The 23764-nt window shown below is 69.7% G+C and carries 24 protein-coding genes; 13 read left to right on the top strand and 11 right to left on the bottom strand.

From position 1 onward, the window contains the following. Window positions 1–55: 55 nt before the first annotated feature. Together pepF and AX721_RS26425 are read right to left on the bottom strand one after the other, a co-directional pair. Entirely contained in the window at window positions 56–1906 is a 1851-nt protein-coding gene (pepF, locus tag AX721_RS26430) for an oligoendopeptidase F (protein WP_068878940.1), read from the bottom strand. 89 nt (window positions 1907–1995) lie between these two features. Then, the gene (locus AX721_RS26425; protein WP_068878939.1) at window positions 1996–2226 is read right to left on the bottom strand and encodes a hypothetical protein; all 231 of its coding nucleotides are present in this window, start codon (window positions 2224–2226) and stop codon (window positions 1996–1998) included. A 296-nt stretch (window positions 2227–2522) separates the two neighbouring features. Between AX721_RS26425 and AX721_RS28515 the strand changes: the two genes are divergently transcribed. Both AX721_RS28515 and AX721_RS26420 read left to right on the top strand, forming a co-directional pair. Continuing rightward, a complete protein-coding gene (locus tag AX721_RS28515; RefSeq protein WP_231733331.1) occupies window positions 2523–2639 on the top strand; it encodes a hypothetical protein in 117 nt (38 codons plus the stop codon). Then, the gene (locus AX721_RS26420) at window positions 2639–2839 is read left to right on the top strand and encodes a hypothetical protein (RefSeq protein WP_068878938.1); all 201 of its coding nucleotides are present in this window, start codon (window positions 2639–2641) and stop codon (window positions 2837–2839) included. Before AX721_RS28515 ends, AX721_RS26420 begins: the two co-directional genes overlap by 1 nt. A 133-nt stretch (window positions 2840–2972) precedes the next feature. On the opposite strand, the gene AX721_RS26415 is transcribed toward AX721_RS26420, so the two are convergent. Next, window positions 2973–3710, bottom strand: coding sequence for a YafY family protein (locus tag AX721_RS26415; RefSeq protein WP_068878937.1), 738 nt, complete (start codon window positions 3708–3710; stop codon window positions 2973–2975). 78 nt (window positions 3711–3788) lie between these two features. On the opposite strand from AX721_RS26415, the gene AX721_RS26410 reads away from it, so the two are divergent. From AX721_RS26410 to ptsN, 5 genes are all read left to right on the top strand, one after another. Then, window positions 3789–4520: a glutathione S-transferase family protein gene (locus tag AX721_RS26410; protein ID WP_068878936.1), complete on the top strand. Its 732-nt coding sequence runs from the start codon at window positions 3789–3791 to the stop codon at window positions 4518–4520. 74 nt (window positions 4521–4594) lie between these two features. Beyond that, a complete protein-coding gene (gene rpoN, locus AX721_RS26405; RefSeq protein WP_068878935.1) occupies window positions 4595–6085 on the top strand; it encodes an RNA polymerase factor sigma-54 in 1491 nt (496 codons plus the stop codon). Between the two features lie 59 nt (window positions 6086–6144). Next, window positions 6145–6786: an exopolysaccharide biosynthesis protein gene (locus AX721_RS26400; RefSeq protein ID WP_068878934.1), complete on the top strand. Its 642-nt coding sequence runs from the start codon at window positions 6145–6147 to the stop codon at window positions 6784–6786. A gap of 31 nt (window positions 6787–6817) precedes the next feature. Beyond that, on the top strand, window positions 6818–7450 hold the full coding sequence (gene hpf, locus AX721_RS26395; RefSeq protein ID WP_068878933.1) for a ribosome hibernation-promoting factor, HPF/YfiA family: 633 nt from the start codon (window positions 6818–6820) through the stop codon (window positions 7448–7450). Window positions 7451–7519: 69 nt separating this feature from the next. Beyond that, window positions 7520–7987 (top strand): PTS IIA-like nitrogen regulatory protein PtsN, encoded by a 468-nt coding sequence (ptsN, locus tag AX721_RS26390; protein WP_068878932.1) that lies wholly within the window; start codon window positions 7520–7522, stop codon window positions 7985–7987. Window positions 7988–8049: 62 nt separating this feature from the next. On the opposite strand, the gene AX721_RS26385 is transcribed toward ptsN, so the two are convergent. The 3 genes from AX721_RS26385 to AX721_RS26375 form a co-directional block, all read right to left on the bottom strand. Beyond that, window positions 8050–8319, bottom strand: coding sequence for a DUF1150 domain-containing protein (locus tag AX721_RS26385; RefSeq protein ID WP_156467397.1), 270 nt, complete (start codon window positions 8317–8319; stop codon window positions 8050–8052). A gap of 98 nt (window positions 8320–8417) precedes the next feature. After that, window positions 8418–8843, bottom strand: coding sequence for an Hsp20 family protein (locus AX721_RS26380; RefSeq protein WP_068878931.1), 426 nt, complete (start codon window positions 8841–8843; stop codon window positions 8418–8420). A 130-nt stretch (window positions 8844–8973) separates the two neighbouring features. Then, window positions 8974–9492 (bottom strand): hypothetical protein, encoded by a 519-nt coding sequence (locus tag AX721_RS26375; protein WP_068878930.1) that lies wholly within the window; start codon window positions 9490–9492, stop codon window positions 8974–8976. A 158-nt stretch (window positions 9493–9650) separates the two neighbouring features. On the opposite strand from AX721_RS26375, the gene AX721_RS26370 reads away from it, so the two are divergent. The 3 genes from AX721_RS26370 to AX721_RS26360 all read left to right on the top strand — a co-directional run bounded on the left by AX721_RS26370 (window position 9651) and on the right by AX721_RS26360 (window position 15156). Further along, entirely contained in the window at window positions 9651–11795 is a 2145-nt protein-coding gene (locus tag AX721_RS26370; RefSeq protein WP_068878929.1) for an ATP-binding protein, read from the top strand. A 238-nt stretch (window positions 11796–12033) separates the two neighbouring features. Further along, window positions 12034–13080 carry a serine hydrolase gene (locus tag AX721_RS26365; RefSeq protein WP_197422728.1) on the top strand — a complete coding sequence of 349 codons (1047 nt, stop codon included), beginning with the start codon at window positions 12034–12036 and terminating at the stop codon, window positions 13078–13080. A gap of 3 nt (window positions 13081–13083) precedes the next feature. Further along, window positions 13084–15156: a CRTAC1 family protein gene (locus AX721_RS26360; RefSeq protein ID WP_068878927.1), complete on the top strand. Its 2073-nt coding sequence runs from the start codon at window positions 13084–13086 to the stop codon at window positions 15154–15156. Between the two features lie 10 nt (window positions 15157–15166). Here AX721_RS26360 and bla read toward each other — a convergent pair whose 3' ends face one another. The 5 genes from bla to AX721_RS26335 all read right to left on the bottom strand — a co-directional run bounded on the left by bla (window position 15167) and on the right by AX721_RS26335 (window position 20286). Continuing rightward, on the bottom strand, window positions 15167–16036 hold the full coding sequence (bla, locus tag AX721_RS26355) for a class A beta-lactamase (protein ID WP_068878926.1): 870 nt from the start codon (window positions 16034–16036) through the stop codon (window positions 15167–15169). Between the two features lie 122 nt (window positions 16037–16158). Next, the gene (locus tag AX721_RS26350; RefSeq protein ID WP_068878925.1) at window positions 16159–17808 is read right to left on the bottom strand and encodes a M20/M25/M40 family metallo-hydrolase; all 1650 of its coding nucleotides are present in this window, start codon (window positions 17806–17808) and stop codon (window positions 16159–16161) included. 38 nt (window positions 17809–17846) lie between these two features. After that, entirely contained in the window at window positions 17847–18689 is an 843-nt protein-coding gene (locus AX721_RS26345; protein ID WP_068878924.1) for a helix-turn-helix domain-containing protein, read from the bottom strand. A gap of 122 nt (window positions 18690–18811) precedes the next feature. Then, window positions 18812–19225: a four-helix bundle copper-binding protein gene (locus AX721_RS26340; protein ID WP_068878923.1), complete on the bottom strand. Its 414-nt coding sequence runs from the start codon at window positions 19223–19225 to the stop codon at window positions 18812–18814. A 149-nt stretch (window positions 19226–19374) separates the two neighbouring features. Beyond that, entirely contained in the window at window positions 19375–20286 is a 912-nt protein-coding gene (locus tag AX721_RS26335) for a LysR substrate-binding domain-containing protein (RefSeq protein WP_068878922.1), read from the bottom strand. 162 nt (window positions 20287–20448) lie between these two features. On the opposite strand from AX721_RS26335, the gene AX721_RS26330 reads away from it, so the two are divergent. The 3 genes from AX721_RS26330 (at window position 20449) to AX721_RS26320 (ending at window position 23601) form a co-directional block, all read left to right on the top strand. Continuing rightward, a complete protein-coding gene (locus AX721_RS26330; protein WP_068878921.1) occupies window positions 20449–21204 on the top strand; it encodes an SDR family NAD(P)-dependent oxidoreductase in 756 nt (251 codons plus the stop codon). A gap of 68 nt (window positions 21205–21272) precedes the next feature. Then, complete coding sequence (locus AX721_RS26325; RefSeq protein WP_068878920.1) at window positions 21273–21968, top strand: type 1 glutamine amidotransferase domain-containing protein; 696 nt, start codon at window positions 21273–21275, stop codon at window positions 21966–21968. A gap of 199 nt (window positions 21969–22167) precedes the next feature. Next, window positions 22168–23601, top strand: a complete 1434-nt coding sequence (locus AX721_RS26320) for a site-specific integrase (RefSeq protein WP_156467396.1) — start codon at window positions 22168–22170, stop codon at window positions 23599–23601. Window positions 23602–23764 lie beyond the last annotated feature (163 nt).

The following is a 23764-nucleotide window of genomic DNA, read 5'->3' as shown; positions in this document are numbered from 1 at the left end:
TTGACCATGATCAACGCCCGAGAAATTCTCCCGGGCGCCCGCTGTCCGCGCTCGATCAGCCCAGCAGCTTCTCCATCTCGTCGAGGGTGCGCGAGAACTTGCCCAAGAGGGTGCGGTAGGGCTCGGGGCTGGTCATGTCGACGCCGGCGCGCTTCAGGACGTCCACCGGATAGTCCGAACCACCGGCCTTGAGCACGGCCAGATAGGCGTCGCGCTCCGCCGCCTTGCCGGTGAGGATCCGCTCGGCGAAGGCCGAGGCGGCGGTCACCGACGTCGCGTACTGGTAGACGTAGTAGTTGTAGTTGAAGAAGTGGGAGGGGTAGGCCCACTCGATCCCGTAGGTGTCCTCCACCGCCACCTTGGGACCGTGGTAGCGCTTCAGGAGGTCGAGGTAGATGGCGCTGAGCCGCTTGCCCGACAGCGGCTCTCCGCGTTCCGCCGCCTCGTGCGCCGCCAGCTCGAACTCCGCGAACATGGTCTGGCGGTAGAACGTGGCGCGCATCATCTCGCAGACGCGATCCAGGTAGAACAGCCGCTCGTCCCGGCTCTTGGCGCCCTTCAGCATGTGGGCGACCAGGAGCTGTTCGTTCACCGTCGAGGCCACCTCGGCGGTGAAGGTGGGGTAGCCGGCCAGTTCGAACGGTTGGGCCTTCTGCGCCAGCAGGGTGTGCATGGCGTGGCCCCATTCGTGGGCGTAGGTGGACAGGCTCTCGTAGTCGTCCGTGTGGTTCAGCAACATGTAGGGATGGACGTCGTAGGCGGCGCCGAAGACGTAGGCGCCGGCGGCCTTGCCCTTCTGCGGATAGACGTGGACCCAGGGCGCCGCCGTCGCCCGCGCGAAGGCCTCGGCGTACTCAGGCCCCAGCGGCTTCATGGCTTCGAGCGAGATGCGGCGCGAGGCGGCCAGGTCGAACTTGGCGTCCAGCTTCGTCACCGGCGGATAGAGGTCGTAGTAGGCCATGTCGGGCAGGCCAAGCATCCGGCGGCGGACCTCGAAATAGCGGTGCAGGATCGGCAGGCCGCGGTTCGCCTCGGCCACCAGCGTCCGGTAGACCGACTCCGGGATGTTCGGCCCATCCACTGCGGCCGCGAGTGCGGTCGGATACTTGCGGGCGCGGGCGTTGAAGACGTCGCCGTCGATCTTGGCGCCCAGGGCCGCGCCCAGGCTGGACTCGTAGCGCTTGAAGGTTCCGAAGAAGGTGTCGAACACCTTCTTGCGCTCGGCCCGGTCCGGCGTGGCGCGCGCCTGGCTGTAGCCTTGCAGGTCCAGGCGCAGTTTACGGCCGGACACCTCGATCTCGGGCCAGGGGATGTCGGTCAGCACCAGTTGCGAGCGGATGGCCTGGGGCCCGTTGAGCGGGTTCGACGCGGCTGCCAGCAGGGCCTCGCCCGCATCGTCCAGGGTGTGGGGCGCCTGGCGCAGGGTGTTCTCGTAGCTGAACCGGAACTTCGCGAGCGCGGGGTCGGACTTTAGGAAGGCCTCGACCTTCGCCGCGCCCATGGCCAGGACCTCGGGACTGACCCAGGCCGTGGCCTCGCCCACCTTGGCGTTGAGGGCGTTGGCGGTCTGACGCCGCTCCTGGTTGGCGGCCACGCCCAGGTCCTCGTCGGCCTTGAGCGTGGCGTAGACGAAGAGGCGGAGCTGCCGCTTGATCACCGCCGAGATAGCCTCCGAGGCCGCCCGGAAGGTCGCGGCGCTCTCGCCGAGCCGGCCCTTGAACGCCAGCAGGCGCGGCAGTTCGGCCTCCACCGCCTGGCGCTCCGCCTCCCAGGCGGCGTCGTTGGGATAGAGGCGCGTGAGATCCCAGGTCGTGGGCAGCGCCGGATCGGCGGCCAGGGCCAGGCCCGGCGCCGCGGCGGCGGCGGCGGCCAGGATCAAGGCCGCGCGGCGGCTGAGGTCGGTCATGTGGGTAACTCCCCCGGAAACGTGTGACGCCACGCTAGGCGCCGCCGGGGCCCACGCCAACTTACCGAACGTTCACGCAGCGCGCGGGCCTAGCGGAGGGGATCGCGCGGCGGCGGCGTCTCGCTGGGCGGGTCGGCGCGCCGCGCGAGTTCGGAGGTTCCGAGGGAGGTGATGTCCCATCCCTCGTGACTGCGCGCGGCCAGGCCGCGGTCGCTCAAGGTGCGGGCGGCCGCGATATTGACGAAGGCGACTGCTTCGCCGGCCTTTTTCCGAGCGAGCAGCTGCAGGGTCCGCAGCTCGACGTCGGTGAGGTCTTCCATCGCGTCGCTTGCTCCAGCGGCGGTTTCGGGAGGCGGCCTAGATGGGCAGATGCGATAAAGTCGTGCGCGCGCCCCTGCGTTCGCAATATGCATCTCTTGGCGCGGCGCCAATACAAGATCTGAAAAGGTCGCGAATTATCCGCGGCCGATGACGTCATCGGCGCCGAAATTTACTGATATATCCAAAAGAATTACCTGGGTCGTCCACGTCGTGTTACATGACTTTGGGCCAGAAAATTTCGATGGGATGGATCTTTCGGTCTCCCGAATCTTGCGACGCCCGTAGGAGCAGAGACATGGCCAAGGGTCAAAAGCGATCCAACAAGGAAACGCGCAAGCCGAAGCAGGAGAAGGCCAAGCCGGCGGCGGCGACGCCCCTGTTCCGGACGACCCCGCCGCCGGGCGCGCGTTGATGAACCTGCTCTCCATGATCTTCCGGCCCGGCGTCGCCGACACCGAGGTGCGGGCCGAGATCTGGCGGCTGGGCGTACGGCACGTCGGCTGGCCGCTGGAAGGCGCTCTAAGAGAGCTTCGCGAACCCAATCTACCCATGGACCGTGCGGTCCTGCTGCGCGCCTGCGTCGACAAGCTCAGGCTGGAGGAAAGACGATGACGCGACCCGTAAAGCTCGGCGGACCCCCATATGCGCCGGCCGCTCGCGGCGGGCTCTCCGATCCCCGCTCCACCGGCAGCCCGGCCACGTCCGCCGGCGCTCGGCCGATGCTGACCGACCGCCGCAGCACGCGTTAGCCTCCCGCATCGGCCGCGGCCGCCTTGGCCTTGTGCGCCTGCATCGCCTGCCACTGTTCCTGCTGGTGGCGGCGCCAGCGGGCGCGGAGCGACGCGGGGCGGTCGGGATAGCGATCTTCGGTGAACTGGGCCGCGGAGACACGGTCGGTCCGGAAGCTGCGGAAATCGCGGCGCATCTCGCACCAGGCCATGATCAGCCGGCTGGTTTCATAATAGCCCACGGCGAACGGCCAGACGGTGCGCTCGGTCTCGCGCTCCCGTTCGTCGCGATAGGTCAGGACGATCTTCCGCCCCCCGCGGATGCATTGGCGCACCCCCGCCATGTCGATCTTGTCGGGCTGGGTGTTCCAGTTGGGCGCCGCGCGGGTCGCGGGTTCGACCACCAGCGGGCGCAGGTTCTCCGGAATCACCGCGCCGATCTTGGCGATCAGGTCCTCGGCCGCGCGGCGCAGCGCCGGGTCGCCGCGGGCGGCCACCATCTGTGCGCCGAGGACCGCGGCCTCCACCTCCTCGGGCGTCAGCATCAGGGGCGGCAAGTCGAAGCCGTCCTCCAGGATGTAGCCGACGCCCGCCTCGCCGCGGATCGGCGCCCGTTGGCCGATCAGGTCGGCGATGTCGCGGTAGACGGTGCGCTTGGAGGTCTCCAGTTCCTCGGCGATCGCGTCGGCGGTGATCGGTCGTGTCCCGCGCCGCAGGATCTGGATGATCTGGAACAGGCGGTCCGCCCGACGCATGTTCACTCACCGTTCTGCTGACAGAATGCTGTCAGCAAGCCGCTGTCAGGGTGGCGCTGTCAATGAGGGAGACGGCAGATGATCACGCTTTACGGCGCCGGCGAGGGCTTCGGGCTTCCGGAAATCAGCCCCTATGTCACCAAGACCGAGGTGCAGCTCAAGATGGCGGGGCTGCCGTACGTGAAGGTGCGGGCGCGTCCCGACGAGTCGCCCAAGGGGCAGGTGCCCTTCATCGATGCGAAGGGGGTCCGGATCGCCGACTCCACCTTCATCCGCGGCTATGTGGAACGGACCTACGGCGTCGACTTCGACGAGGGCCTGGATCCTGCCCAGCGGGCGCAGGCCTGGGCGATCGAGCGCATGATGGAGAACCATTTCGGCTGGACCCTGTGCGTCGAGCGCTGGCTGGACCCGGAGAACTTCGCCAAGGGCCCGGCGAACTTCTTCGAGGGCGCCCCCGAGGGCGTGCGCGAGGCGGTGCTGGACGAGGTGCGGCGGAACGTGCGGGCGGTCGGCATCGGGCGGCACAGCGACCTGGAGGTCGTGGCGCTGGCGGTGCGGTCGCTGGCCGCCGTCTCGGCCATCCTCGCCGACAAACCCTTCCTGTTCGGGCGCCAGCCGTGCGGCGCGGACGCCACGGTCTTCGCCATGCTGGCCGGCACGCTGACCCCGTTCTTCAACGGCGAGATCCGCCGCAGGGCCGAGGGCTTCGGCAACCTCGTGGCCTATGTGGACCGGCTGATGGCGCGGTTCTATCCGGAGTTCGAATGGGACCTGGAGTCGAGCGTCCACGCGCCCATCGCGGCTTAATCCGCGGGCGTTAACCAGTCAGTTGGGAACGCGCCCTAGCTTGTGAAGCAAGAAACAGGCCAGGAGGCGGTTCGTTGGCGCTCAGCGCACGACTTGAGATTCGGCAGGGGCAGGGGCTGGTCATCACGCCCCAGCTGCAGCAGGCGATCAAGCTGCTGCAGATGTCGAACCTCGAGCTCGAGGCGTTCGTCGAAACCGAGCTGGAGCGCAACCCGCTGCTCCAGCGCGACGAGAGCGAGAACGAGGCGCAGGACGGCCCGACCGACGAGGCCGTCGCTCCCGCCGAGCATGTGGCCGACGCCGAGGCGCGGGCCGACCTGGACGCCGCCCATGATGAGGCCTCGCCCGGCGAGCGCGCCACCGGCGACGCGCCCGAGGTGGCCGACGCCGGCGGCGCCATCGATTGGTCGCGCGCCGGGTCGGGCGGCAGCTTCGACCACGATGGCGAGGGCTTCGAAGGCGCCCTGAGCCGCGAGAAGACGCTTGCCGAGCACCTGCACGAACAGCTTTCGGCCTCGGGCCTGTCGCCGGCCGAGACCGTCGTCGCCGGCATCCTGATCGATGCGATCGACGAGGCGGGCTACCTGCGCGCCGACATCCAGGAGGTGGCCGAGCGGCTGGGCTGCGCGCCGGCGCTGGTGGAGAAGGTGCTGTCGGTGGTCCAGGGGTTCGACCCCGTGGGCGTCGGCGCGCGCGACGTGCGCGAATGCCTGATGATCCAGCTGAAGGATCAGAACCGCTACGACCCGGCGATCGGCGCCCTGCTCGACAACCTGCCGCTGCTGGCCAAGCGCGACCTCGCCGCCCTGAAGAAGATCTGCGGCGTCGACGACGAGGACCTGCGCGACATGATCGCCGAGGTGCGCGGCCTGACGCCCCGCCCCGGCGCCGCGTTTCCCGGCGGGGAGGCGGCGACCCCCGTGGCGCCGGACGTGTTCGTGCGCGAAGGGCCCGGCGGCCTGTGGCTGGTGGAGCTGAACACCGACACCCTGCCGCGCCTGCTGGTGGACCAGCGCTATCATGCCCGCGTCTCGGGGCAGTCGAAGACCGACCAGGAGAAGACCTTCGTCTCGGACTGCCTGGCCCAGGCCAACTGGCTGATGAAGAGCCTGGACCAGCGCGCCCGCACCATCCTGAAGGTCAGTTCCGAGATCGTGCGCCAGCAGGACGCCTTCCTGGCCTACGGCGTCGAGCACCTGCGGCCGCTGAACCTGAAGACGGTGGCCGAGGCCATCGGCATGCACGAGTCGACGGTCAGCCGGGTCACCTCCAGCAAGTACATCGCCACGCCGCGCGGGCTGTTCGAGATGAAGTTCTTCTTCACCTCGGCCATCGCCTCGTCCGAGGGCGGCGAGGCCCACTCGGCCGAGAGCGTGCGCCACAAGATCAAGCAGCTCATCGACACCGAGGCGCGCGAATCGGACGTCCACTCGGACGACCGGATCGTGGAGATCCTCAAGGCCGCCGGCGTCGACATCGCGCGGCGCACCGTGGCCAAGTATCGGGAAGCGATGCGCATTCCGTCATCGGTCGACCGCCGCAGGATGCTTAAGGAACCGGCCTGAGCCGATTTCGCTTTGGTCCACTTGGCGTGGCGCCTCCGAAGCGCCAGATGGACTGAGCGATGTCCGAAGCGACCCACCCGGCCGAACTGCCCTTCAAGGAGCAGCCGCTTTCCGCGGTGCTGCAGGATATCGCCGAGCACGAAGAGCCGCGGATCTCCGTCGAGGAATTGATGGAGAAGTTCGGCGGCCGCGCCATCGGCGCGCTGCTGTTCGTCTTCGGCCTGGCCTGCATGCTGCCCCTGCCACCGGGGGCGACGACCATCTTCGGCCTGCCGCTGCTGCTGCTGGCGCCGCAGCTGGTGATCGGCGCCGGCGCGCCCTGGCTGCCCGAGCGGATCCGGGTCCGCACCCTCTCCACGGCCGATCTTCGCAAGGGGCTGCCACGCCTGATCCCGACGCTCCGCAAGGCCGAGGCGGTGTCGAAGCCGCGGCTGGTTTTCCTGTTCGGCGCCGTGGGCGAGCGCGTGCTCGGCGTGGTCTGCACCGCCCTGGCGTTCGTGCTGATCCTGCCGATCCCGGGCGGCAACATCCTGCCGGCCATGGCCGTCTCGGCGCTGTCGTTCGCCCTGATCCAGCGGGACGGCGTGATCGCCCTCCTGGGGTATGCCCTGGCCATCACCAGCGCGTCGGTCCTGGCCCTCGCGGCTCACATTATCGTCAGGATGTTCCTGCACGCCTGGGCCGTCGTTTACCCGACTTGACACCTTCCAGCGGGAGGCGCGTTGATCTCACATGCAAGTCCAAGTCACCGGCAAGCATGTCGATGTCGGGGAGGCTCTGCGATCGCGAGTCACCGACGAACTCTCAAACTCCATCGCGAAGTATTTCGACCGTGGCGGCGGCGCCGACGTGGTCGTCAGTCGCGAAGGCACGGCCTTCAAGGTCGATTGCGCCGTCACCCTGGCCTCCGGCCAGCAACTGACGACGCACGGTGTGGGCGGTGACGCCCACCTGGCCTTCGACCAGGCGCTGGAGAAGATGTCCAAGCGCATCCGCCGCTACAAGAACCGGCTCAAGGACCATCACGGCCAGGCCGTGGCCAAGCAGGCCGAAAGCGCCGCCTATTTCGTGATCGCCTCGCCCGACCTCGACGAGGAGGACGAGGACCAGGACGAGACCGGGGGGCCGGCGTTCGGCGAGCCGATGATCATCGCCGAGACCGAGCACCCGGTGCGGTCGATGACGGTTTCTATGGCGGTCATGGAATTGGACCTGACCGAAGCTCAAACAATCGTGTTTCGAAACGCCGCGCACGGCGGACTTTCGGTGGTATATCGCCGCCCCGACGGGAACATCGGCTGGATCGACCCGGAGCGGACGAAAGGCCGCAACGGGACCGGGGGGGACGGGGCTTCGGCCCACTAATTGCTTGGCGACCGCGCAGGCGGCCTTCCCGGGGCCATCTGCGCGGATTGGGGTTAGTTCTTCAAGACCATGAACATCGGCGAACTGCTGGATCGCGGCGCGATCTCCACGCGCGTCAGCGCGGCCAACAAGAAGAAGGCTCTGGCGGTGATCGCCGAGATCGCCGGCCGCAACTTCGGCCTCGAGCCCGCCGAGGTGCTCGAGGCGCTGAGCGAGCGCGAGGCCGCAGGCTCGACCGGCGTGGGCCATGGCGTCGGCGTCCCCCACGCCCGCCTGGAGGGGTTGCAGCGCATGCGCGGGATCTTCGTCCGCCTCGAGCAACCCGTGGAATTCGAATCCGTGGACGACCAGCCGGTCGACCTGCTGTTCGCGCTGTTCGCCCCGAAGAACGCCGGCGCCGAACACCTACGCGCCCTGGCCCGCGTATCGCGCCTGCTGCGCCAGTCCGACCTGCGCGAACAGCTGCGCAAGGCCCGCAGCGCCGACGCCATCCATGCGCTCCTGGTCCAGGACATGTCCGCCCGGCCGGCGGCCTGAGCGCGCGAAAAAGGCCGGCGGGTGAGGCCGGCCTTCCGTGATCGTGCAGGGTGGCGGTTGGTCTAGTGGACCGACACCGGAGCCAGCTCGTGGGCCAGGGCGGCCGCCATCGCGGAGTCCTTGTCCGTCAGCACGGCCAGCCGCTCGCCGTCGGCGCGGTGCACCGCATAAAGGGTCTGGTCGGGATCCAGCTCGAAGCTCTGGATCTGCGCCGCCGGCGTGTTGGCGATGATCTCCGCCGCCTTGATCGGGCGGACATAGACGAGATTGGGGGCGCCCAATGCCGCAAACGCTTCCATCGAAAGAACAGGTGTCATCATGACCACCTCCATGAAACTCAACGCTCCGAAAGGCCGCGGGTTCAGCGCACCTTCCTTTTGACAGGACCCCGGCTCATCCGGCGGTCCTTCCGGGTAGACTTTGGCAAAGCTCAGCCGGCGGTGCGGATGGGGATCGACTGCACCCGCTTTTCCGGCTCTGGCCGCGCCAGATCGATGTGGAGCAGGCCATGCTCCAGGGTCGCGCCTTCCACCACCATGCCGTCGGCGAGAACGAAGCTTCGTACGAAGCCCCGGGCCGCGATGCCGCGGTGAAGGTAGGCTTCCTCGGACTTGCCGGGCGCCTGGCCGTCGCGCTTGCCCGTCACCACGAGCTGGCGATCCTCGATGTTCACGCTCAGCTGATCGGGCGAGAAGCCCGCCACGGCGAGCGTGATGCGAAGCGCGCCGTCGCCGCGATCCTCCACGTTGTAGGGGGGATAGCTCTCGGCGGCCGCCTTGGCCGCCCGCTCGATCAGGCTTCGCGTGTGTTCGAAGCCCAGCAGGAACGGGCTGTCGAAGATCAGGCTACGGTTCATCCTCGGAGTCCTCGCTGGAAGCGACTCTCCGGTCGGACCGCCCGATATCGGCACGGCTCGCCCGGACCCTCCCTATGTGGGGATCGAGGCCGGTCCGATCAATATCGCCGCAAGCGGGCCGGGACGGAGCTCACTTCGCGTAGAAGCTGATCGCGACGCCGTCGAAGTAGGACTGGCCATCGGCGGACACGACCCGGACAACCGCCGTGTGAGGCCCGGGCTTCACCGCGGGCAGGGCGGCCCGGAACCCGGTGGAGGCCAGGGCGTCGGCCTTGAAGTAGGCGGCCACGTCCGCGCGCTCATGGCCGTATTCGGTGGGATAGGCCGCGCCGTCGATGACGATGTCGACCGCCTTGCCCGGCGTCTTGGCCACGGGATCGAAGCCGAAACCCGAGACCGCGACGGGAACCCCCGCGCGGATGGTGGCCGGCATGTTCACCGGGTCCTGCGCCTCGTTGATCGCATCCAGAGAGAAGCCCGCCATTTCGTCGCGCTGGGCCAGGCCCGTCGACGCCGCGGGCGCCGCGGGGGCCGCCGGCGCGGCGGCGGGCGCGATCGCGAGGGGCGGCGCAGCCTGACGGGGCTTGGGTCTGTCGCAGGCGGCCACGGAAAGCAGGGCCAGGGCGGCGATCGGCAGGGCGGCTTTCAAGGGCGGCGGTCCTCACTGGATCTGACCGTTGATTGCCACAATGGCCGCGGCGCGAGAAGCGGCCGGAGGGCCGCGACATCGCACCGCATCGGCGGGTTAGCAGATCGGCAGGGCTTGCGGGTCTAATCCATGGCGGTGTCGCCGGAGCCGCACCGTCCATGAGCCTCACATCCGCCCATACGGCGTTCCGCAGGACCATGACCCTCATGGCCGCCGGCAACCCGCTGCCCGCCGTGCTGGAGGCGATCGTGCTGTCGGTCGAGGCCGAGGCCCCCGACATCCTCTGCAGCATCCTGTTGCTGGACGACACGGGCCAGCGGCTGGTCCTGGGAGCTGGCCCCAGCCTGCCGGCAAGCTACAACGCCGCGATCGAAGGCATCGGGATCGGGCCGGACGTCGGGTCATGCGGGGCGGCCGCCTTCCTCGCGAAACGCGTGATCGTCGAGGACATCCAGGCCGATCCGCTCTGGAAGGACTTCAAGGACCTGGCCGCGGCCGCCGGACTGGGCGCCTGCTGGTCCCAGCCGATCCTCGGCGCCGAGGGGGGCGTGCTCGGCACGTTCGGTATCTACCATCGCCAACCGGCCGTGCCCGACAGCGAGGACATCGCCTTCATCGAGGCCGCCGCCGAGCTGGCGGCGATCGCCATCGACCGCCAGCGCGCGCTGAAGAACCTGGCCCGCAGCGAGGCGCGCGCGCGGCGCGCCCTGGAGGTCGAGAAGGCGACGGCGCGCGAGCTGACCACCTTCTTCGAGGTTTCCCTCGACATGCTTTGTATCCGGGACAGCGCGTTCCGGTTCATCCGGGTCAACAGGGCGTGGGAGACCACGCTGGGCCACCCTGTCGCCGCCCTCGAGGGGGCCTCGATGCTCGACTTCGTTCATCCCGACGATCGCGCCGCGACGCTCGGCGAGATGGAGCGCATGCGGCGCGACGAGGAGGTCCTCGGCTTCGTCAACCGCTACCGCCATCGCGACGGCAGCTACCGGCACCTGGAATGGCGCGCCCGCCGGGTGGGCGACCTGACCTTCGGCGCCGCGCGCGACGTGACCGAGCGCCTCGCCTTCGAGGCGGATCTCAGCGCGGCGACGCGTGCGGCCGAGGCGGCGAACCGGGCGAAGAGCGATTTCCTCGCCAACATGAGCCACGAGATCCGCACGCCGCTGAACGGCGTGATCGGCGTGGTCGACGCCCTGGCGCGCACGCCGCTGGCGCCGGACCAGCGGGAGATGCTGGACCTGATCCGCAACTCGGGAATGACGCTGGAGCGCCTGGTGTCGGACATCCTCGACATCTCGAAGATCGAAGCCCGCCGGCTGGAGATCGAGAACAGCGTGTTCGATCTGCGCGCCGAGCTCGCCAGCGTCGTGGAGCTGACCCACCTGCGCGCGGAGGAGAAGGGCCTGGCGTTCAGCGTCGATTACGACGTGGCGGCGCGGGGCGAGTTCGTCGGCGACAGCACCCGCATCAAGCAGATCCTCGGCAACCTTCTGTCCAATGCGGTGAAGTTCACCCAGGCCGGCGAGATCGGCCTGAGCCTCGCGCTGGCGGACCCGATGGTCGCGGGCGAGCCGTCGCAGCTGACGATCGAGGTGGCGGACACCGGGCTGGGCATGGACGCTGCGGCCCAGGAGCGACTTTTCCAGCGGTTCAGCCAGGCCGACGCGACGATCACCCGGCAATACGGCGGCACGGGTCTGGGCCTGGCCATCTGCCGGTCCCTGGCCGAACTCATGGGCGGCGACATCGCCGTCACGTCCGAGCCTGGCCGCGGCAGCGTGTTCCGCGTCACCCTTCCGCTCCGCCGGGCGCGGTCCCTGGCCGCGTATGACGCCGAGACCCGGCGTTCCGAGGACCTGATCCCCGGCCAGGGGATCGAGGCGCTGCAGGACGGGCCCGTACGGATCCTGCTTGCCGAGGACCACCCCACCAACCAGAAGGTCGTGCAGCTGATCCTTGCGCCGCTGGGCGTCGACCTGAGCATCGTGGAAAACGGCGCGGATGCGGTCGCGGCTCTGCGCGAGGACGTCTTCGACCTGGTGCTCATGGACATGCAGATGCCCGTGATGGACGGCCTGGCGGCGGTGCGGGCGATCCGGAAGGCGGAGCGCCGGCGACCGGAGTCTGGGCGCACGCCGATCATCATGCTGAGCGCGAACGCCATGCCCGAGCACCGCCACGCCGCGCAGGCCGCGGGGGCCGACTTCCACATTTCCAAGCCGGTCACCGCCGAGGCGCTGATCCGGGGCGTTCGCGAGGCCCTGGCGCCTTCGCCAGCGCTGGGGGCGCTGGGGCAGGGCTGAGCGGCGCGGTCGCCGACCGGATACACTTCGATACAAACCGTAGCCTGGGGTTCATGGGGCTGCGGGGGCGGCGGGGCATAAGGCCGGGCCTCAACCGCGGAGTCCTCCTCGCCATGAAACCAGGCTGCAGCCAGCCCCGGGTGGCCGGGGCGGACGTCGCGCTGAGTCGATGACGACCTCCCCGACTCCGGCCGGCTTCGCGGCCGGCCGGCTTCTTTCGGGCCGGGCAGCCGCGGGGATGCGCCGCCGAACCTTGCTCGCGGCCGGTCTCGCGGCGGGTGTCGGCGTAAGCGGCGCCAAGGCGGCGCCGGGCGACCGGCGGGCCGCCGCCGACGCCCTGTTCGACAGGTTTCGCGCCGAGACCGGCCTGGCGGACGCCTCCACCATCGTGATGCGCGGCGAGGCGGTGCTCCATCTGCGCTACGCCGGGCGCTACGCACCGCAGACCCTTGTCCCCATCGCCTCGTCCTCCAAGTGGATGTTCGGCGCGCTGGTGATGACCCTGGCGGACGACGGCCTGCTGGCGCTGGACGCGCCCATCGGAACCTATCTGCCGGAGCTGCCGCCATCCCACCGCGCGCTGCGCCTGGACGCCCTGATGTCCTACACCGCCGGGTTGGTCGGCCTGCGTGAGGCGCTGGAACTCAAGCAGCCGGCGGGGATCTCACTGCTGGAGTCCGCCCTGCGCGCGGCGCGGACGCCCCTGGCCGCCCCGCCCGGCGCGCAGTTCGACTACGGCGGCCCGAACTTCCAGTTCGTGGGCGCCGCGGCCGAGCGGGTCACCGGCCGGACCTGGCATGAGCTTTTCCAGGCCCGGATCGCCGATCCCCTGGGCATGACCTCGACAGCCTGGGGCCGGTTGCGCGCGCCGCCGGACCCCCGCGCGCCGGTCGCCAATCCGGTGCTGCAGGCCGGCGCCTGGACCACGCTTCCGGACTATGCCGCCTTCCTCACCATGATCGCGCAGGACGGGACCTATCGCCGCCGCCGCGTCCTGAGCGCCCGGGCCGTGGCCGCCATGGGGACCATCATGACCCGCGGCCTGCGCAAGGTCGGGCCGGAAGGCCTCGGCGCCCAGCCGGCGGAATACATGATCGCGCACTGGTGCGAGCGGCCGCAGGGCCTGCGCTGCGCCCTGGAGTCCAGCCCGGGCTACTTCGGCGCCAACCCCTGGATCGACCGGACCGCCCGCCTGCACGGCGTGCTGCTGGTCCAGGACCAGAGGCGGCGCATCGTCGACGCCGAGACGAGGCTGCGCGACGGCCTGATCGACCTGTTCGCATGAGGGATGAGCAACGTGAAAGCCCGTGAGCGTAACGATCCGACGCCGGTGCGCAGCCGGCGGGTGCTGGCCTTGTTCGTCGGCCTGGGAGCCGCCCTGGCCGCCACGCCGGCCCTTGCCGCCGCCGATTGCACGCCGGCGCTGCGGACCATGCCGGCGGGCGATGCGGCCTCCGACGCGGCGGGCCGCGGCCAGATGTTCGAGAGCATCGAGGTTCCGGGGATCACCGACGTCCAGCTGTCCACCAACAGCGGCGTCCTGGCGGACGTGAACCAGGACGGGCGCACGGACGTGCTGCTGATCCAGTCGGGCGGCAGCGTGACCAAGCCGGAAGGCCGGCTGCGCCTGCTGCTGAACCGCGGCTGTTTCCGGTTCGAGGAGCACGCGGTGGACATCCAGGGCGCCGGCTTCACCGCCGCCCAGCTGGGAACCCAGACCCAGATCGCCAACATGGCCGACTTCAACAAGGACGGCCGGCTCGACATCCTCTTGACCCGCAGCCGAGGGCCGTACGACGCCCCGTCCATCGGCAACAGCCTGCTGGTCAGCGACGGCGCCTTCGACCGCTTCCGCGAGGTGGGCGCCGCCATGGGGATCGCCAACGATCAGGGCTACAACCGCGCCACCGCCATCGGCGACCTGGACGGCGACGGCTGGCTGGACTTCGCCGTGGGCGCCGACAACATCGGCAACACGCGCCGATACGGCATCCCGCGCCATGGCCTGTTCCTCTACCGCCCCGCGGCGTCCGGCCGGTTCGAGGACGGCCGGTTCGAGGACATGTCGACCAAGGGCCTGGCGCCCGACTTCCCGGGCGAGTTCGTGTGCAATGCGCGCAAGGACCGCGCCGGGCCGGACATCCTGTTCCGCGACCTGGACGGGGACGGCGACCTGGATGTGGTCCAGTCCTACCACGTGGACATGAACGGCTCGCGCGCCACGGACCTCTGCGCCAGCGGCGAGTACCGCACCGGCGTCTGGGTGTGGAAGAACACCCTGAAGGAGACCGGCGTCTTCGGCTTCGAGAAGGCGGAGGGCAATGGCCTGGCCGAGGAAGGCCGGGCGATCTACGAGCCGGCCAAACAGCTCTACCGGACCGAAAAGGCGGCCGTGAGCCTGCCCTACATGTTCACCGCCGACGTGGACAACGACGGGCGGCTGGACGTGCTGGCCACCGGCCCGACCGACGCGTCCTGGACGGTGAAAACCGATCCCACCGCTGCACGCTTCTGGCGCAACCTCGGCGGCTTCAAGTTCCAGGAGGGGCTGGAGGCCTCAGGCCTATCGGTCCTGAACTGGACCTATCGCCAGTGGGCGGAGTTCTGGGGCACGGCGCTGCCGGAGAAGACCCAGTTCGACCAGATGGCCTGCAAATTCAACCAGCTGCAGGTGTCGATCTGCAGCAAGATGACCATCGGCGACTACCAGTTCTACCACGCCGACGCCCTGATGGAGGACTTCGACAACGACGGCGACATCGACCTCCTGGTCGCCGACCGGCGCGAGGCCGACGGCATGTGGGGGATGTTGCGGAACATCCTGTTCCTGGGCGATGGCCGCGGCGGGTTCAAGCCGGTGGCCACCCAGGTCTCGGGGATCGACCGCAACTCCATCGCCATGGAGACGGGAGACCTGAACGACGACGGCCTGCTCGACGTGATCCTGCTCAACAGCCCCTTCAACAGCTATCCGCCCAACCTGCCCCTGGTGCCGCCGCTGCCGGCCGACCGGCGGTTGAACACCGTCTACTGGAACACCGGCGCGCATGGGGGGAAGGCCAACCACTGGCTGCGGCTGCGGTTCGAGGGCGTGGATCACGCCGCCCTGATCGGGGCGCAGGTGGAGCTGCTGCGCGGCGAGACCCTGCTCGGCAGCCGGCAGCTGCACACGGCCCAGTCCTACAAGTCGGGCGGGGAGCTCGCCGCGCACTTCGGCCTGGGCAAGGCGCGGCGCGGCGACGTGCGGGTCAGGCTGGGGAACGGCGACGTGAAGATCTTCAAGGGTCTGGCCGCCGACGCGACCTACGTCCTGGACCTCAAATCCGGCGCCGCGCGGGTCCAGCGGCCGCCGACGTCCTGACCCGCCGCCGTCAGCCGGCGAGGGCTTCCGCAGCTACGCGGGCGACGTCGGCGATGACGGCGTTGCGCTGTGCGCCCGTGGCCTGGGACTCCGCGTAGTAGACGGTCACGATCGCCGGCTGGCCGGAGGGCGGCAGGACCACCGCCACGTCGTTGTTCGCGCCGTTCTCGCCGGCCCCGGTCTTGTCCATGACCACCCAACCCATGGGGATGCCGCGCCGGATGCGGGCGTCGCCGGTGGTGTTGCTGGCCATCCACTGGCTCAGCCGTCGCCGGGATTCGGGCGAGAGGGCCGGGCCGAGCAGCAGCTTGCGCAGGTTGCGGGCCATGGCCTCGGGCGAGGTCGTATCGCGCGGATCGCCCGGCGTGGCCTCGTTCAGCAGCGTCTCGTACCGGTCGAGGCGGGTGATCCCGTCCCCCAGTCCACGGGCGAACCGGGTGAGCCCCGCCGGCCCGCCCAGGCTGTCCAGCAGCAGGTTGCCGGCCGTGTTGTCGCTGTAGCGGATGGCGGCCGCGCAGATCTCCGACAACGTCATGCCCTCGCCGCCGACCCGCGGGCCGGTGACCGGGGAGTAGGTGACCACCTGGTCCTTGCCGAACACGATACGGCGCGCCAGGTCCTCGCGCCCCCGGTCCACGCGAGCCAGCACAGCGGCGGCGGCCAGGGTTTTGAACGTGCTGCACATGGCGAACCGCTCGTCGGCGCGCCGGGCGATCCGCAGACCGTCGGCGGGCCGCCAGATCACCACGCCCAGCCGTCCGCCATGCCGCCGCTCAAGATCGGCCAGGGCGGCGTCGGCGGAGCTTGTGTCCGTGGCCGCGGCCGCAGCGGTCGCGGCGAGGGCGAAGGGGGTCGCCAGGGCGGTGCGTCGGGTCAGCATGGCGTGGCTCCTCTAGGCGGCGGAGGCATAGTCCAGATCGGCCTCGGCGCCTGCGCCTGCGATGTGGAGTTTCGGCGCCGTGGATCAGGAGCATGCGTGCAGGCGAAGATGCGGAGCTGCGCTCACGGCGCCGGCGGCCGGGCGCGGGCCGCGTGGGGCGCGAAGGCTTGGGCCAGGGGATCGCCGGCGTACCACGTCGGCCGCTGCGAAGCGTTGGCGGCGCCCTCGATCACGCCGTGGATGTACCGCGCCCACCGCTCGGCCTGGTCCCAGCGGATCGGCAGGTTCATGTCGTCCGACGGCTGATGATAGGCGGTGTTCTCGTAGCCGTCCCATTCGGCGATGCCGTCCGGGCCCGAACGGGGCAGGCCGCGGGCGGGGTTGGGGAACAGCACCGGCACGCCGTGGCGCAGGAACGGGTACTGGTCGCTGAGCGCCAGGTTGCCCCGGTCCGGGATCGGGTCGGGGACGTGCGCGGCGCCGATGGCCTTGGCCGCGGCCGCCGAGATCTGGCCCAGGGTCGAATGGTCGGCGCCCAGGGCGACGATGCCGCCGAAGTCGTGGAAGGTCATCAGGCCGTCGACGCTGATCGCGGCGGCGATCTTCTCCAGCGGCACGGTGGGATAGGTCACGTAGTAGTCCGAGCCCAGCAGCCCCTTTTCCTCGCCCGTGGTGGCGATGAACAGCACGGTCCGCTGCGGCGGCGGGCCGGCGGCCACGGCGCGGGCGACGTCCAGCATCACGGCGACCCCGCCGGCGTTGTCGATGGCGCCGTTGTAGATCCGGTCCCCGGCGACCTCCGGGCCGATCCCCACATGGTCGAGGTGCGCGGCCACCACGACGTACTCGCCCTTTAGCTTCGGATCGGCCCCGGGCAGGACGCCGATCACGTTCGGCGAACTGGCGTCCTCATGACGCGAGGCCCGGGCGATGCGGATGCGACCGTCCAGCGGAAAGCCGCGCGGCGGCGCCGTGTCCGCGGCCCGATAGATCGCCTCGATGTCCTGGCCGGCCTTGGAGAAGAGCTGCCGGGTGAAGGCGGGGCCGAGCGTCATCGTGGCCGCCGGCGGAAGCACCTCCCCGGGTCGCCGCTCGCCGATCCAGCCCACCGCCGGCAGCGGCCGGTAGATTCGGGTCCGCTCCCAGGGCGAGTACTTCTCGCGGGCTGGCGCCTTGAGCGTCAGGACCGCCGCCGCGCCCCGGGCGGCCGCCATCCGCTCCTTCTGCTGGATCCAGCTGTAGTGTGCGCGCAGGGCGGGGGCGAGGGTGGCGGGCGCGCCCTCCATCAGGACCACGGCCTTGCCGCGGACATCTAGCCCCGCATAGTCGTCCAGGCCGAGCTGCGGCGCGTCGATTCCCCACCCGACGAAGACGAGCTCCAGGTCCATCGTCTCGCGGGTGGCGTAGGGACTGGCGTCGAGGGCCACGTCGACGCCGTTGACCAGCTCGATGCTGTCGCCGCCGCCCGCATAGCTGATCTGTGTGCTCTCCAGCGTGCGCCGCCGCACTTTCAGCGGCTGGAAGTAGCTGTCGCCGACGCCGGGCTGCAGTCCGGCCGCGGCGTACTGGGCCGCCACATAGGCCGCGGCGATGTCGAAGCCGCGGGCGCCGGTGTCGCGGCCCTCCAGCAGATCGTCGGCCAGGAACCGCGTATGCGCCTCGATCGCCCGCGCCTCGAGCCTGGGCGCTGGAGGCGAATGGGCGCAGGCGGCGGCCAGGGCGCAAGCCGTCGCGATCAGGAGTGACCGCGCGAAGGCCGTGGGTTGGGGCATGTCCTGATACCTGTCGGGAAAGGGCTGTCGGGCCGGCGTCACGGCGCGCGGATCTGCGAGGGCGTCGCCCCGAGGACCCGGCGCGTCCAGCGCGCCAGATGGCTCTGGTGAGAAAAGCCGCAGGCGTGCGCGACCTCCGCGGTGCTGAGGCGGTGGTCCTGAAGCAGGGCGCGGGCGCGCTGCACCCGCCGCTCCATGACGTAGCGGTGGACGGACTGGCCCATGGTGCGGCGGAAGAGAGCGGTCAGGTGCGGGATGCTGAGGCTCGCCTCGGCTGCGATCCGCTCCAGGGGCAGGTCTTCCGCCAGATTGGCCTCCACGAAGTCCGCGATCCGGCGCTGCTGCGGCTTGGACAGGCTGCGGTGGCGGGGGGCGCCGGAGGCCATGAAGCTCTGCAGCAGACGCGACGCCAGGGCGGCCCCCAGGCTGTCGGCATAGATCCGGGCGGCGGGCTGCGGCGCCTCGATCTCGCTCGCCAGCGCCCGGACGATAGGTTCGATCACCGCGTCGCGTGCGCCGATCCGGGGGGCCAGGTCGATGGAGCCGCGGATGGCCAGCGCCTCCGCGGTGTCCGCGAGCAGCCTCGGGTCGATGCGAACGGAAACAAACTGCACCGGGGCGGCGTCTTCCCAATAGCCGGAGGCCCCCGCGGGAACGAGGTCGAAGGCCCCGGGCGTCAGGGTGTGGACCCGGCGCACGCCCTCGCAGCCGCACTCGGCGGCGACGCCACCCGTTTCATAGAAGACCAGCCGATGATCGGTCCGGGCGTCCGTGGCGTGCCGACCCGCCGTGGCGTGGATGCGGTTCGCCGAGAACCCGCCCCACTGGCGGCTTGCGCGGCAGTGGAGGCGTGCATCGTCGACGTCTGCGAAACGGGTCATAAGCGGCACTGAACTCCGACCCGAACAGCACTCCGACTTACTTGCCGCCGTCAACGGTCTGCGGGGTTCCCGAGGCTCGCCGTCATCGGATGGTGCTCAGGGTGAGGGTCAGGCCCGCCGACCTACTGCACCGTCTGGCCAAACGTCCGGCTGGCCTCCTGGCAGGCGCGTTCGCACCGGCGGCAGGCCTCGGCGCAGATGCGGCAGTGTTCCATTCGGCTCGCGTGCCGCTCGCACTCCTCGGCGCAGAGGCGGCAGGCTTCCTCGCAGGTCTCCAGCATGGCGGCGATCAGCCGTTCGTTGGAGCCGGTGCGGCGCGTGCTGAGTTGGCCGGTGGTGAGGCAGACGTCCGCGCAGTCGAGGCAGGTGCGGACGCACTGGGTCATCTGCTGGACCATCTCCTCGCCCAGACACGCGTCTGCGCAGGAGGTGCAGGTCTGCGAGCAGTCGTAGCATTCCTCGATGCATCGGATCAGCGCGTCGTTCGTACTGCCACGGACGTGGGGGTGCGTCGCGATGATCTGTTGGGCGTGCATGTTCGCCTCCTGCCAGGTTGATCGGGGATCAGGGGTGAACCGGTCGGGGCGCGCCCTGTTCCGAACGCGCCGCGGCCCCGCCGTTCACGATTTTCGGCGCGCGACCTGGATGGCGCCGAGCAGAGACGGACGCCCGCAGCCGCGGAAGATCACCTGCGCGAGGTGCTGGCCGCCGCCGATCTGGTTGCGATCAGCTGGTCGACGTGTTCGAGGAAGTACTTCAGCACCGGCGACGGGTTGTCGGCCCGATAGCCGGCGGCGACCTCGATCACAGGGGCGTTGCCCACCAGCGGGCGGCTCACCACCGACGAGGGCAACAGCGGCTCCACATAGGCCGGCAGCAGCGTGACGCCGCCGGTGGAGGCCACCAGCGAGATCCCGGTGGCGAAGCCGTCGAGGAAGTGTGTCGGCGAGACGGTGACGCCCCGGTCATGGAGGTATCGCTCGACGACGCCGCGCAGGACGTGCGGTGTGTCCGAGTAGCCGATGAAGGCGTCGGGGGCGAAGTCCCGCGGGTCGATCTCGGCGCGGGCGGCCAGAGGATGGTCCGCGCGGAGGATCACCGAGATCGGTTCGCGCGCGATCACCTTGTAGCTGACCTCGGCCTGCGGCTCGATCCGCGAGAAGCCCAGGTCGATGTCCCCGCGCGCCACGGCCTCGGCCACGTGGGGTGAGAAGTCGCTGGAGACCCGCAGGTCGATCTCCTTCAGCTGGTCCTGCAGCACATGCGTCACGTGCCGCAGCCACTCGACCTCCTGGCCGGTGAGGAATCCGACGGAGAAGCTGGCCTTGGCGGGGCGCGCCGCCCGGCGTGCGGCGGCGACCGCCTCGGCCGCCTGGTGCAGGGTCAGCCGCGCGTGTTCCAGGAAGGCGCGCCCTGCGGCCGTCAGCTCCACACCGCGCGACGTGCGCACGAAGAGCTGAGCGCCAACCTCATGCTCCAGGTCCCGCAACTGGCGGCTGAGGGAGGGCTGCGCGGTATGGAGCCGCTTCTCGGCCGCCACCGTGAGGCTGCCTTCCTCGGCGACCGCGACGAAATACCTGAGGTGCCGCAGCTCCATCGCGATCCATGCCTGTGAGGTATGGCTGACACATATACAAAGTCGTTCTGCCCGCCCAGTCGCATCTGTAGGCATCTCCTGTCGCCGGAACTGATGTCTGCCGCCCGGGCATGGCGCGGAGAGGAAGCTCGCGACGACGCACGCCAACTTCAGGAGCGAACCATGACCACCATCTCCCTCGTCACCGGCGCGAACCGCGGGCTCGGCCGGAACACCGCCCTCAGCATCGCGCGCCGCGGCGGCGATGTGATCCTCACCTATCGCAATGGCGCGGACGGCGCGCAGGCGGTGGTTGAGGAGATCGAGCGCCTGGGCCGCAAGGCCGTGGCGCTCCAGCTCGACGTGGGCGACGTCGAAAGCTTTCCGCGGTTCGTCGAGAGCGTTCGCGCGGCGCTGACGTCCGCGTGGGGCCGCGACCGCCTCGACCACCTGGTCAACAACGCCGGGCACGGCGAGATGGCGCCCTTCACCGAGACCACCGAGGCGCAGTTCGACCTGCTGTTCAACGTCCACGTCAAGGGCGTCTTCTTCCTCACCCAGGCGCTGGCGCCGTTGCTCAAGGACGGCGGGCGGATCGTCAACTTCTCGTCCGGGCTGACGCGGGTGACCTATCCCGGCTTCTCGGCCTATTCGGCGGCCAAGGGCGCGATCGAGATCCTGACGATCTACATGGCGAAGGAACTGGGCGCGCGCGGCATCACCGCCAACGCCATCGCGCCAGGCGCCATCGAGACCGACTTCCTGGGCGGGGCCGTGCGCGACACGCCCGCCTACAACGAAGCCTTCGCGAGCATGACCGCCCTGGGGCGGGTCGGCGCCCCGGACGATATCGGTCCGGCCGTGGCCAGCCTGCTCGGTCCGGACAACCGCTGGGTCACCGCTCAGCGGATCGAGGTCTCCGGCGGCCAGAACATTTGAACCCGAACTCGCGTGCGCCGCGCACCGGACAGCCCCGGCGCACGCGTAACTCCAGACGGAGCAGCACAATGACCCGCATCCTGATCGTCCTGTCGGCCGCCGACCGATGGACCAGAGCCGACGGATCCATCTACGAGACGGGCATCTGGGCCGAGGAGTTCGTCGTCATGGACGAGGCGTTCATCGCCGCCGGCTTCCAGGTCGACCTCGCCAGCCCGGGCGGAGCCCCGCCCACGATGGACAAGCGCAGCCTCGATCCCGCCGTGGTCGGGGAAGACCTGGCCCTACGGATGCGTGACTGGCTCGCGGCCAACGCCGCCAGGCTCGCATCGCCCATGGTCCTGTCCGACGCGGACGTCACCCTCTACGACGCCATCGTCATTCCAGGTGGGCACGGCCCCGTGGAGGACCTGTACAAGGATCCGGACATGGGCCGCCTGCTGGTGCAGGCCGACCGGCAGGCGAAGGTGATCGCCGCCGTCTGCCACGGCCCTGCGGCGCTGTTGTCGGCGGTCGACGAGCAAGGCCGCTGGCCTTTCGCCGGCCGCCGGATGACCGCACTCAGCGACGAGGAGGAGGTGGAGTTCGGCACGGCCGAAAACGCGCCCTGGCTGCTGGCCGACACCCTGCGCCGGCGCGGGGCCGCCTATCAGCAGGCCGCCAACTGGTCCGTCCACGTGGTCCAGGACGGCAACCTGCTCACCGGCCAGAACCCGGGGTCCTCCGCCGCCTTGGCCGAGGTGGTGATCGCATCGCTTCGGTGACGTCCGTCGCGTCCAGGCGCAGGAGCCGGGACGGGTGCGGCAGGCCCCAAAATGATGAGGGCCCCCGGCTGTCTGCCGGAGGCCCTCATGGTGGAGCTAAGCGGAGTCGAACCGCTGACCTCTTGAATGCCATGGGCCCCGGAGGCCTTTTTCGGCCTGTTTCAGGCTGTCTCATTTCGTTTCTAAGTCATTGTGGGAGTTGAAGAAATGGAGGCGTTGGGCAAAACTGGAAACGGGTGAAACCTGGGTACCAATTTTGCCTGCTGGTACCCATGCGGTACCCAGAAAAGGGCCTCGCGCGATGCCGAAACTGACTGAAAAACTGGTCGCCGCCCTCGTCCCGGAGGCCGCGGAGTACGTCGTTTGGGACACCGAGGTGACAGGCCTGGGCGTCCGGGTCCGGCCCACGGGCTCGAAGAGCTTCATCCTGGTCTACCGGCGTGGCGGCAAGAAGCGCAAGCACACCATGGGCCCGCTCCGCTCGGACTATGGCGTGAAGGAAGCCCGCGATCGCGCCGGCGATCTGCTGCACGGTTTGCGGGGCGGGGTCGATCCGCAGGACGCCAAGGCCGAGGAGCGCGGCGCGATCAGCGTCTCCGAACTCGCCGACGCCTACCTGGAGGACGGGCCCGCGCTGAAGCCTGAGAAGAAGGACAGCAGTTGGGACACCGACCGCGGGATCTTCAAGAACCACATCAAGCCGCTCATCGGCCGGATCCTCGCCCGCGACGTCACCAAGAACGACGTGGCGATGATGCAGCTCGACATCTCCAAGGGTAAGACCGCCAGATCCGAGAAGACCGGTCACCGCCGCCGCTCGAACGTGAAGGGCGGCAAGCGTATCGCCTCCATGGCCGTCGTCGTGCTCGCCGCCTGCTACCAATGGGGCATCGAGACCGGCCGCGTGACCCACAATCCGGCGCGCGGCGTGAAGGGCTTCAAGACGACGCGCCGCGAGCGATACCTTTCGGAGAAGGAGGTCGCCTGCTTCAGCGAAGCGATCGCCGAGATCGAGCGGGAACAGCCGCACATGGAGGTCATGGCGGACGCGGTGCGGCTGCTGATGCTCACGGGGTGTCGGAAGAGCGAGATCCTCACGCTGGAATGGTCGTGGGTCGACTGGACCAAGAGCTGCCTGCGCCTGCCGGATTCGAAGACGGGCGCGAAGGTCGTTCCCCTCGCGGACGCCGCCGTCACGATCCTGAAGCGGCGCTGGGAGGCGAACCGCGCCGAGCCGGATATGCGCGGCCACAATTCCGGGGAGCGACCGGAGCCGAAGCGGCGCTCACGCTTCGTGCTCCCCGCGATGAAGGGAGAAGGCTGCTATGTCGGCCTTGGCCACCACTGGGAGAAGGTCAGGATGCGGGCCAACCAGGTCTCGCGAAAACGAGCGCAGGAGGCTGGCGATCACCCTGACGATGTGCCCCCGCTGACAAATGTGCGGCTACACGACCTGCGGCACAGTTTCGCCAGCTTTGCCATCGCCGACGGCGCGTCGCTGTTCATGGTCGGCAAGGTCTTGGGTCACAAGCAGTCGCGCACCACGGAGATCTACGCCCACCTGAGCGATGACCCCATCAAACAGGTCGCCAACCGCGCTGCGTCTCGCGTCGTCGCGGCGATGAGTGGATGAAGGCGATCGCCCGACCGGGAGCGTTGACGCGAAAAGCCCGTGCGCGGCCGCAAGGACGCGCCGTCGAGCGGCGGGCGGTGTCTAACGAGCGCGAAAGAGGGGGGCATTGCCGGCGGCCTTGGACCCGGCGGCTTGGGCCAAAAGGGGCCATCCCGACCTCTTC

This window comes from Phenylobacterium sp. CCH9-H3 (assembly GCF_001557235.1).
Lineage (GTDB): Bacteria > Pseudomonadota > Alphaproteobacteria > Caulobacterales > Caulobacteraceae > Phenylobacterium.
The sequence above is the reverse complement of the archived record's forward strand: the minus strand, read 5'-3'. Positions and strand labels throughout refer to the sequence as shown.

Excerpts from the sequence above, each read along its gene's own strand:
- pepF (WP_068878940.1), bottom strand. The coding sequence starts at position 1,906 with ATGACCGACCTCAGCCGCCGCGCGGCCTTGATCCTGGCCGCCGCCGCC.
- AX721_RS26425 (WP_068878939.1), bottom strand. The coding sequence starts at position 2,226 with ATGGAAGACCTCACCGACGTCGAGCTGCGGACCCTGCAGCTGCTCGCT.
- AX721_RS28515 (WP_231733331.1), top strand. The coding sequence starts at position 2,523 with ATGGCCAAGGGTCAAAAGCGATCCAACAAGGAAACGCGCAAGCCGAAG.
- AX721_RS26420 (WP_068878938.1), top strand. The coding sequence starts at position 2,639 with ATGAACCTGCTCTCCATGATCTTCCGGCCCGGCGTCGCCGACACCGAG.
- AX721_RS26415 (WP_068878937.1), bottom strand. The coding sequence starts at position 3,710 with ATGCGTCGGGCGGACCGCCTGTTCCAGATCATCCAGATCCTGCGGCGC.
- AX721_RS26410 (WP_068878936.1), top strand. The coding sequence starts at position 3,789 with ATGATCACGCTTTACGGCGCCGGCGAGGGCTTCGGGCTTCCGGAAATC.
- AX721_RS26400 (WP_068878934.1), top strand. The coding sequence starts at position 6,145 with ATGTCCGAAGCGACCCACCCGGCCGAACTGCCCTTCAAGGAGCAGCCG.
- hpf (WP_068878933.1), top strand. The coding sequence starts at position 6,818 with ATGCAAGTCCAAGTCACCGGCAAGCATGTCGATGTCGGGGAGGCTCTG.
- ptsN (WP_068878932.1), top strand. The coding sequence starts at position 7,520 with ATGAACATCGGCGAACTGCTGGATCGCGGCGCGATCTCCACGCGCGTC.
- AX721_RS26385 (WP_156467397.1), bottom strand. The coding sequence starts at position 8,319 with ATGGAGGTGGTCATGATGACACCTGTTCTTTCGATGGAAGCGTTTGCG.
- AX721_RS26380 (WP_068878931.1), bottom strand. The coding sequence starts at position 8,843 with ATGAACCGTAGCCTGATCTTCGACAGCCCGTTCCTGCTGGGCTTCGAA.
- AX721_RS26370 (WP_068878929.1), top strand. The coding sequence starts at position 9,651 with ATGAGCCTCACATCCGCCCATACGGCGTTCCGCAGGACCATGACCCTC.
- AX721_RS26365 (WP_197422728.1), top strand. The coding sequence starts at position 12,034 with ATGCGCCGCCGAACCTTGCTCGCGGCCGGTCTCGCGGCGGGTGTCGGC.
- AX721_RS26360 (WP_068878927.1), top strand. The coding sequence starts at position 13,084 with ATGAGCAACGTGAAAGCCCGTGAGCGTAACGATCCGACGCCGGTGCGC.
- bla (WP_068878926.1), bottom strand. The coding sequence starts at position 16,036 with ATGCTGACCCGACGCACCGCCCTGGCGACCCCCTTCGCCCTCGCCGCG.
- AX721_RS26350 (WP_068878925.1), bottom strand. The coding sequence starts at position 17,808 with ATGCCCCAACCCACGGCCTTCGCGCGGTCACTCCTGATCGCGACGGCT.
- AX721_RS26345 (WP_068878924.1), bottom strand. The coding sequence starts at position 18,689 with ATGACCCGTTTCGCAGACGTCGACGATGCACGCCTCCACTGCCGCGCA.
- AX721_RS26340 (WP_068878923.1), bottom strand. The coding sequence starts at position 19,225 with ATGCACGCCCAACAGATCATCGCGACGCACCCCCACGTCCGTGGCAGT.
- AX721_RS26335 (WP_068878922.1), bottom strand. The coding sequence starts at position 20,286 with ATGGAGCTGCGGCACCTCAGGTATTTCGTCGCGGTCGCCGAGGAAGGC.
- AX721_RS26330 (WP_068878921.1), top strand. The coding sequence starts at position 20,449 with ATGACCACCATCTCCCTCGTCACCGGCGCGAACCGCGGGCTCGGCCGG.
- AX721_RS26325 (WP_068878920.1), top strand. The coding sequence starts at position 21,273 with ATGACCCGCATCCTGATCGTCCTGTCGGCCGCCGACCGATGGACCAGA.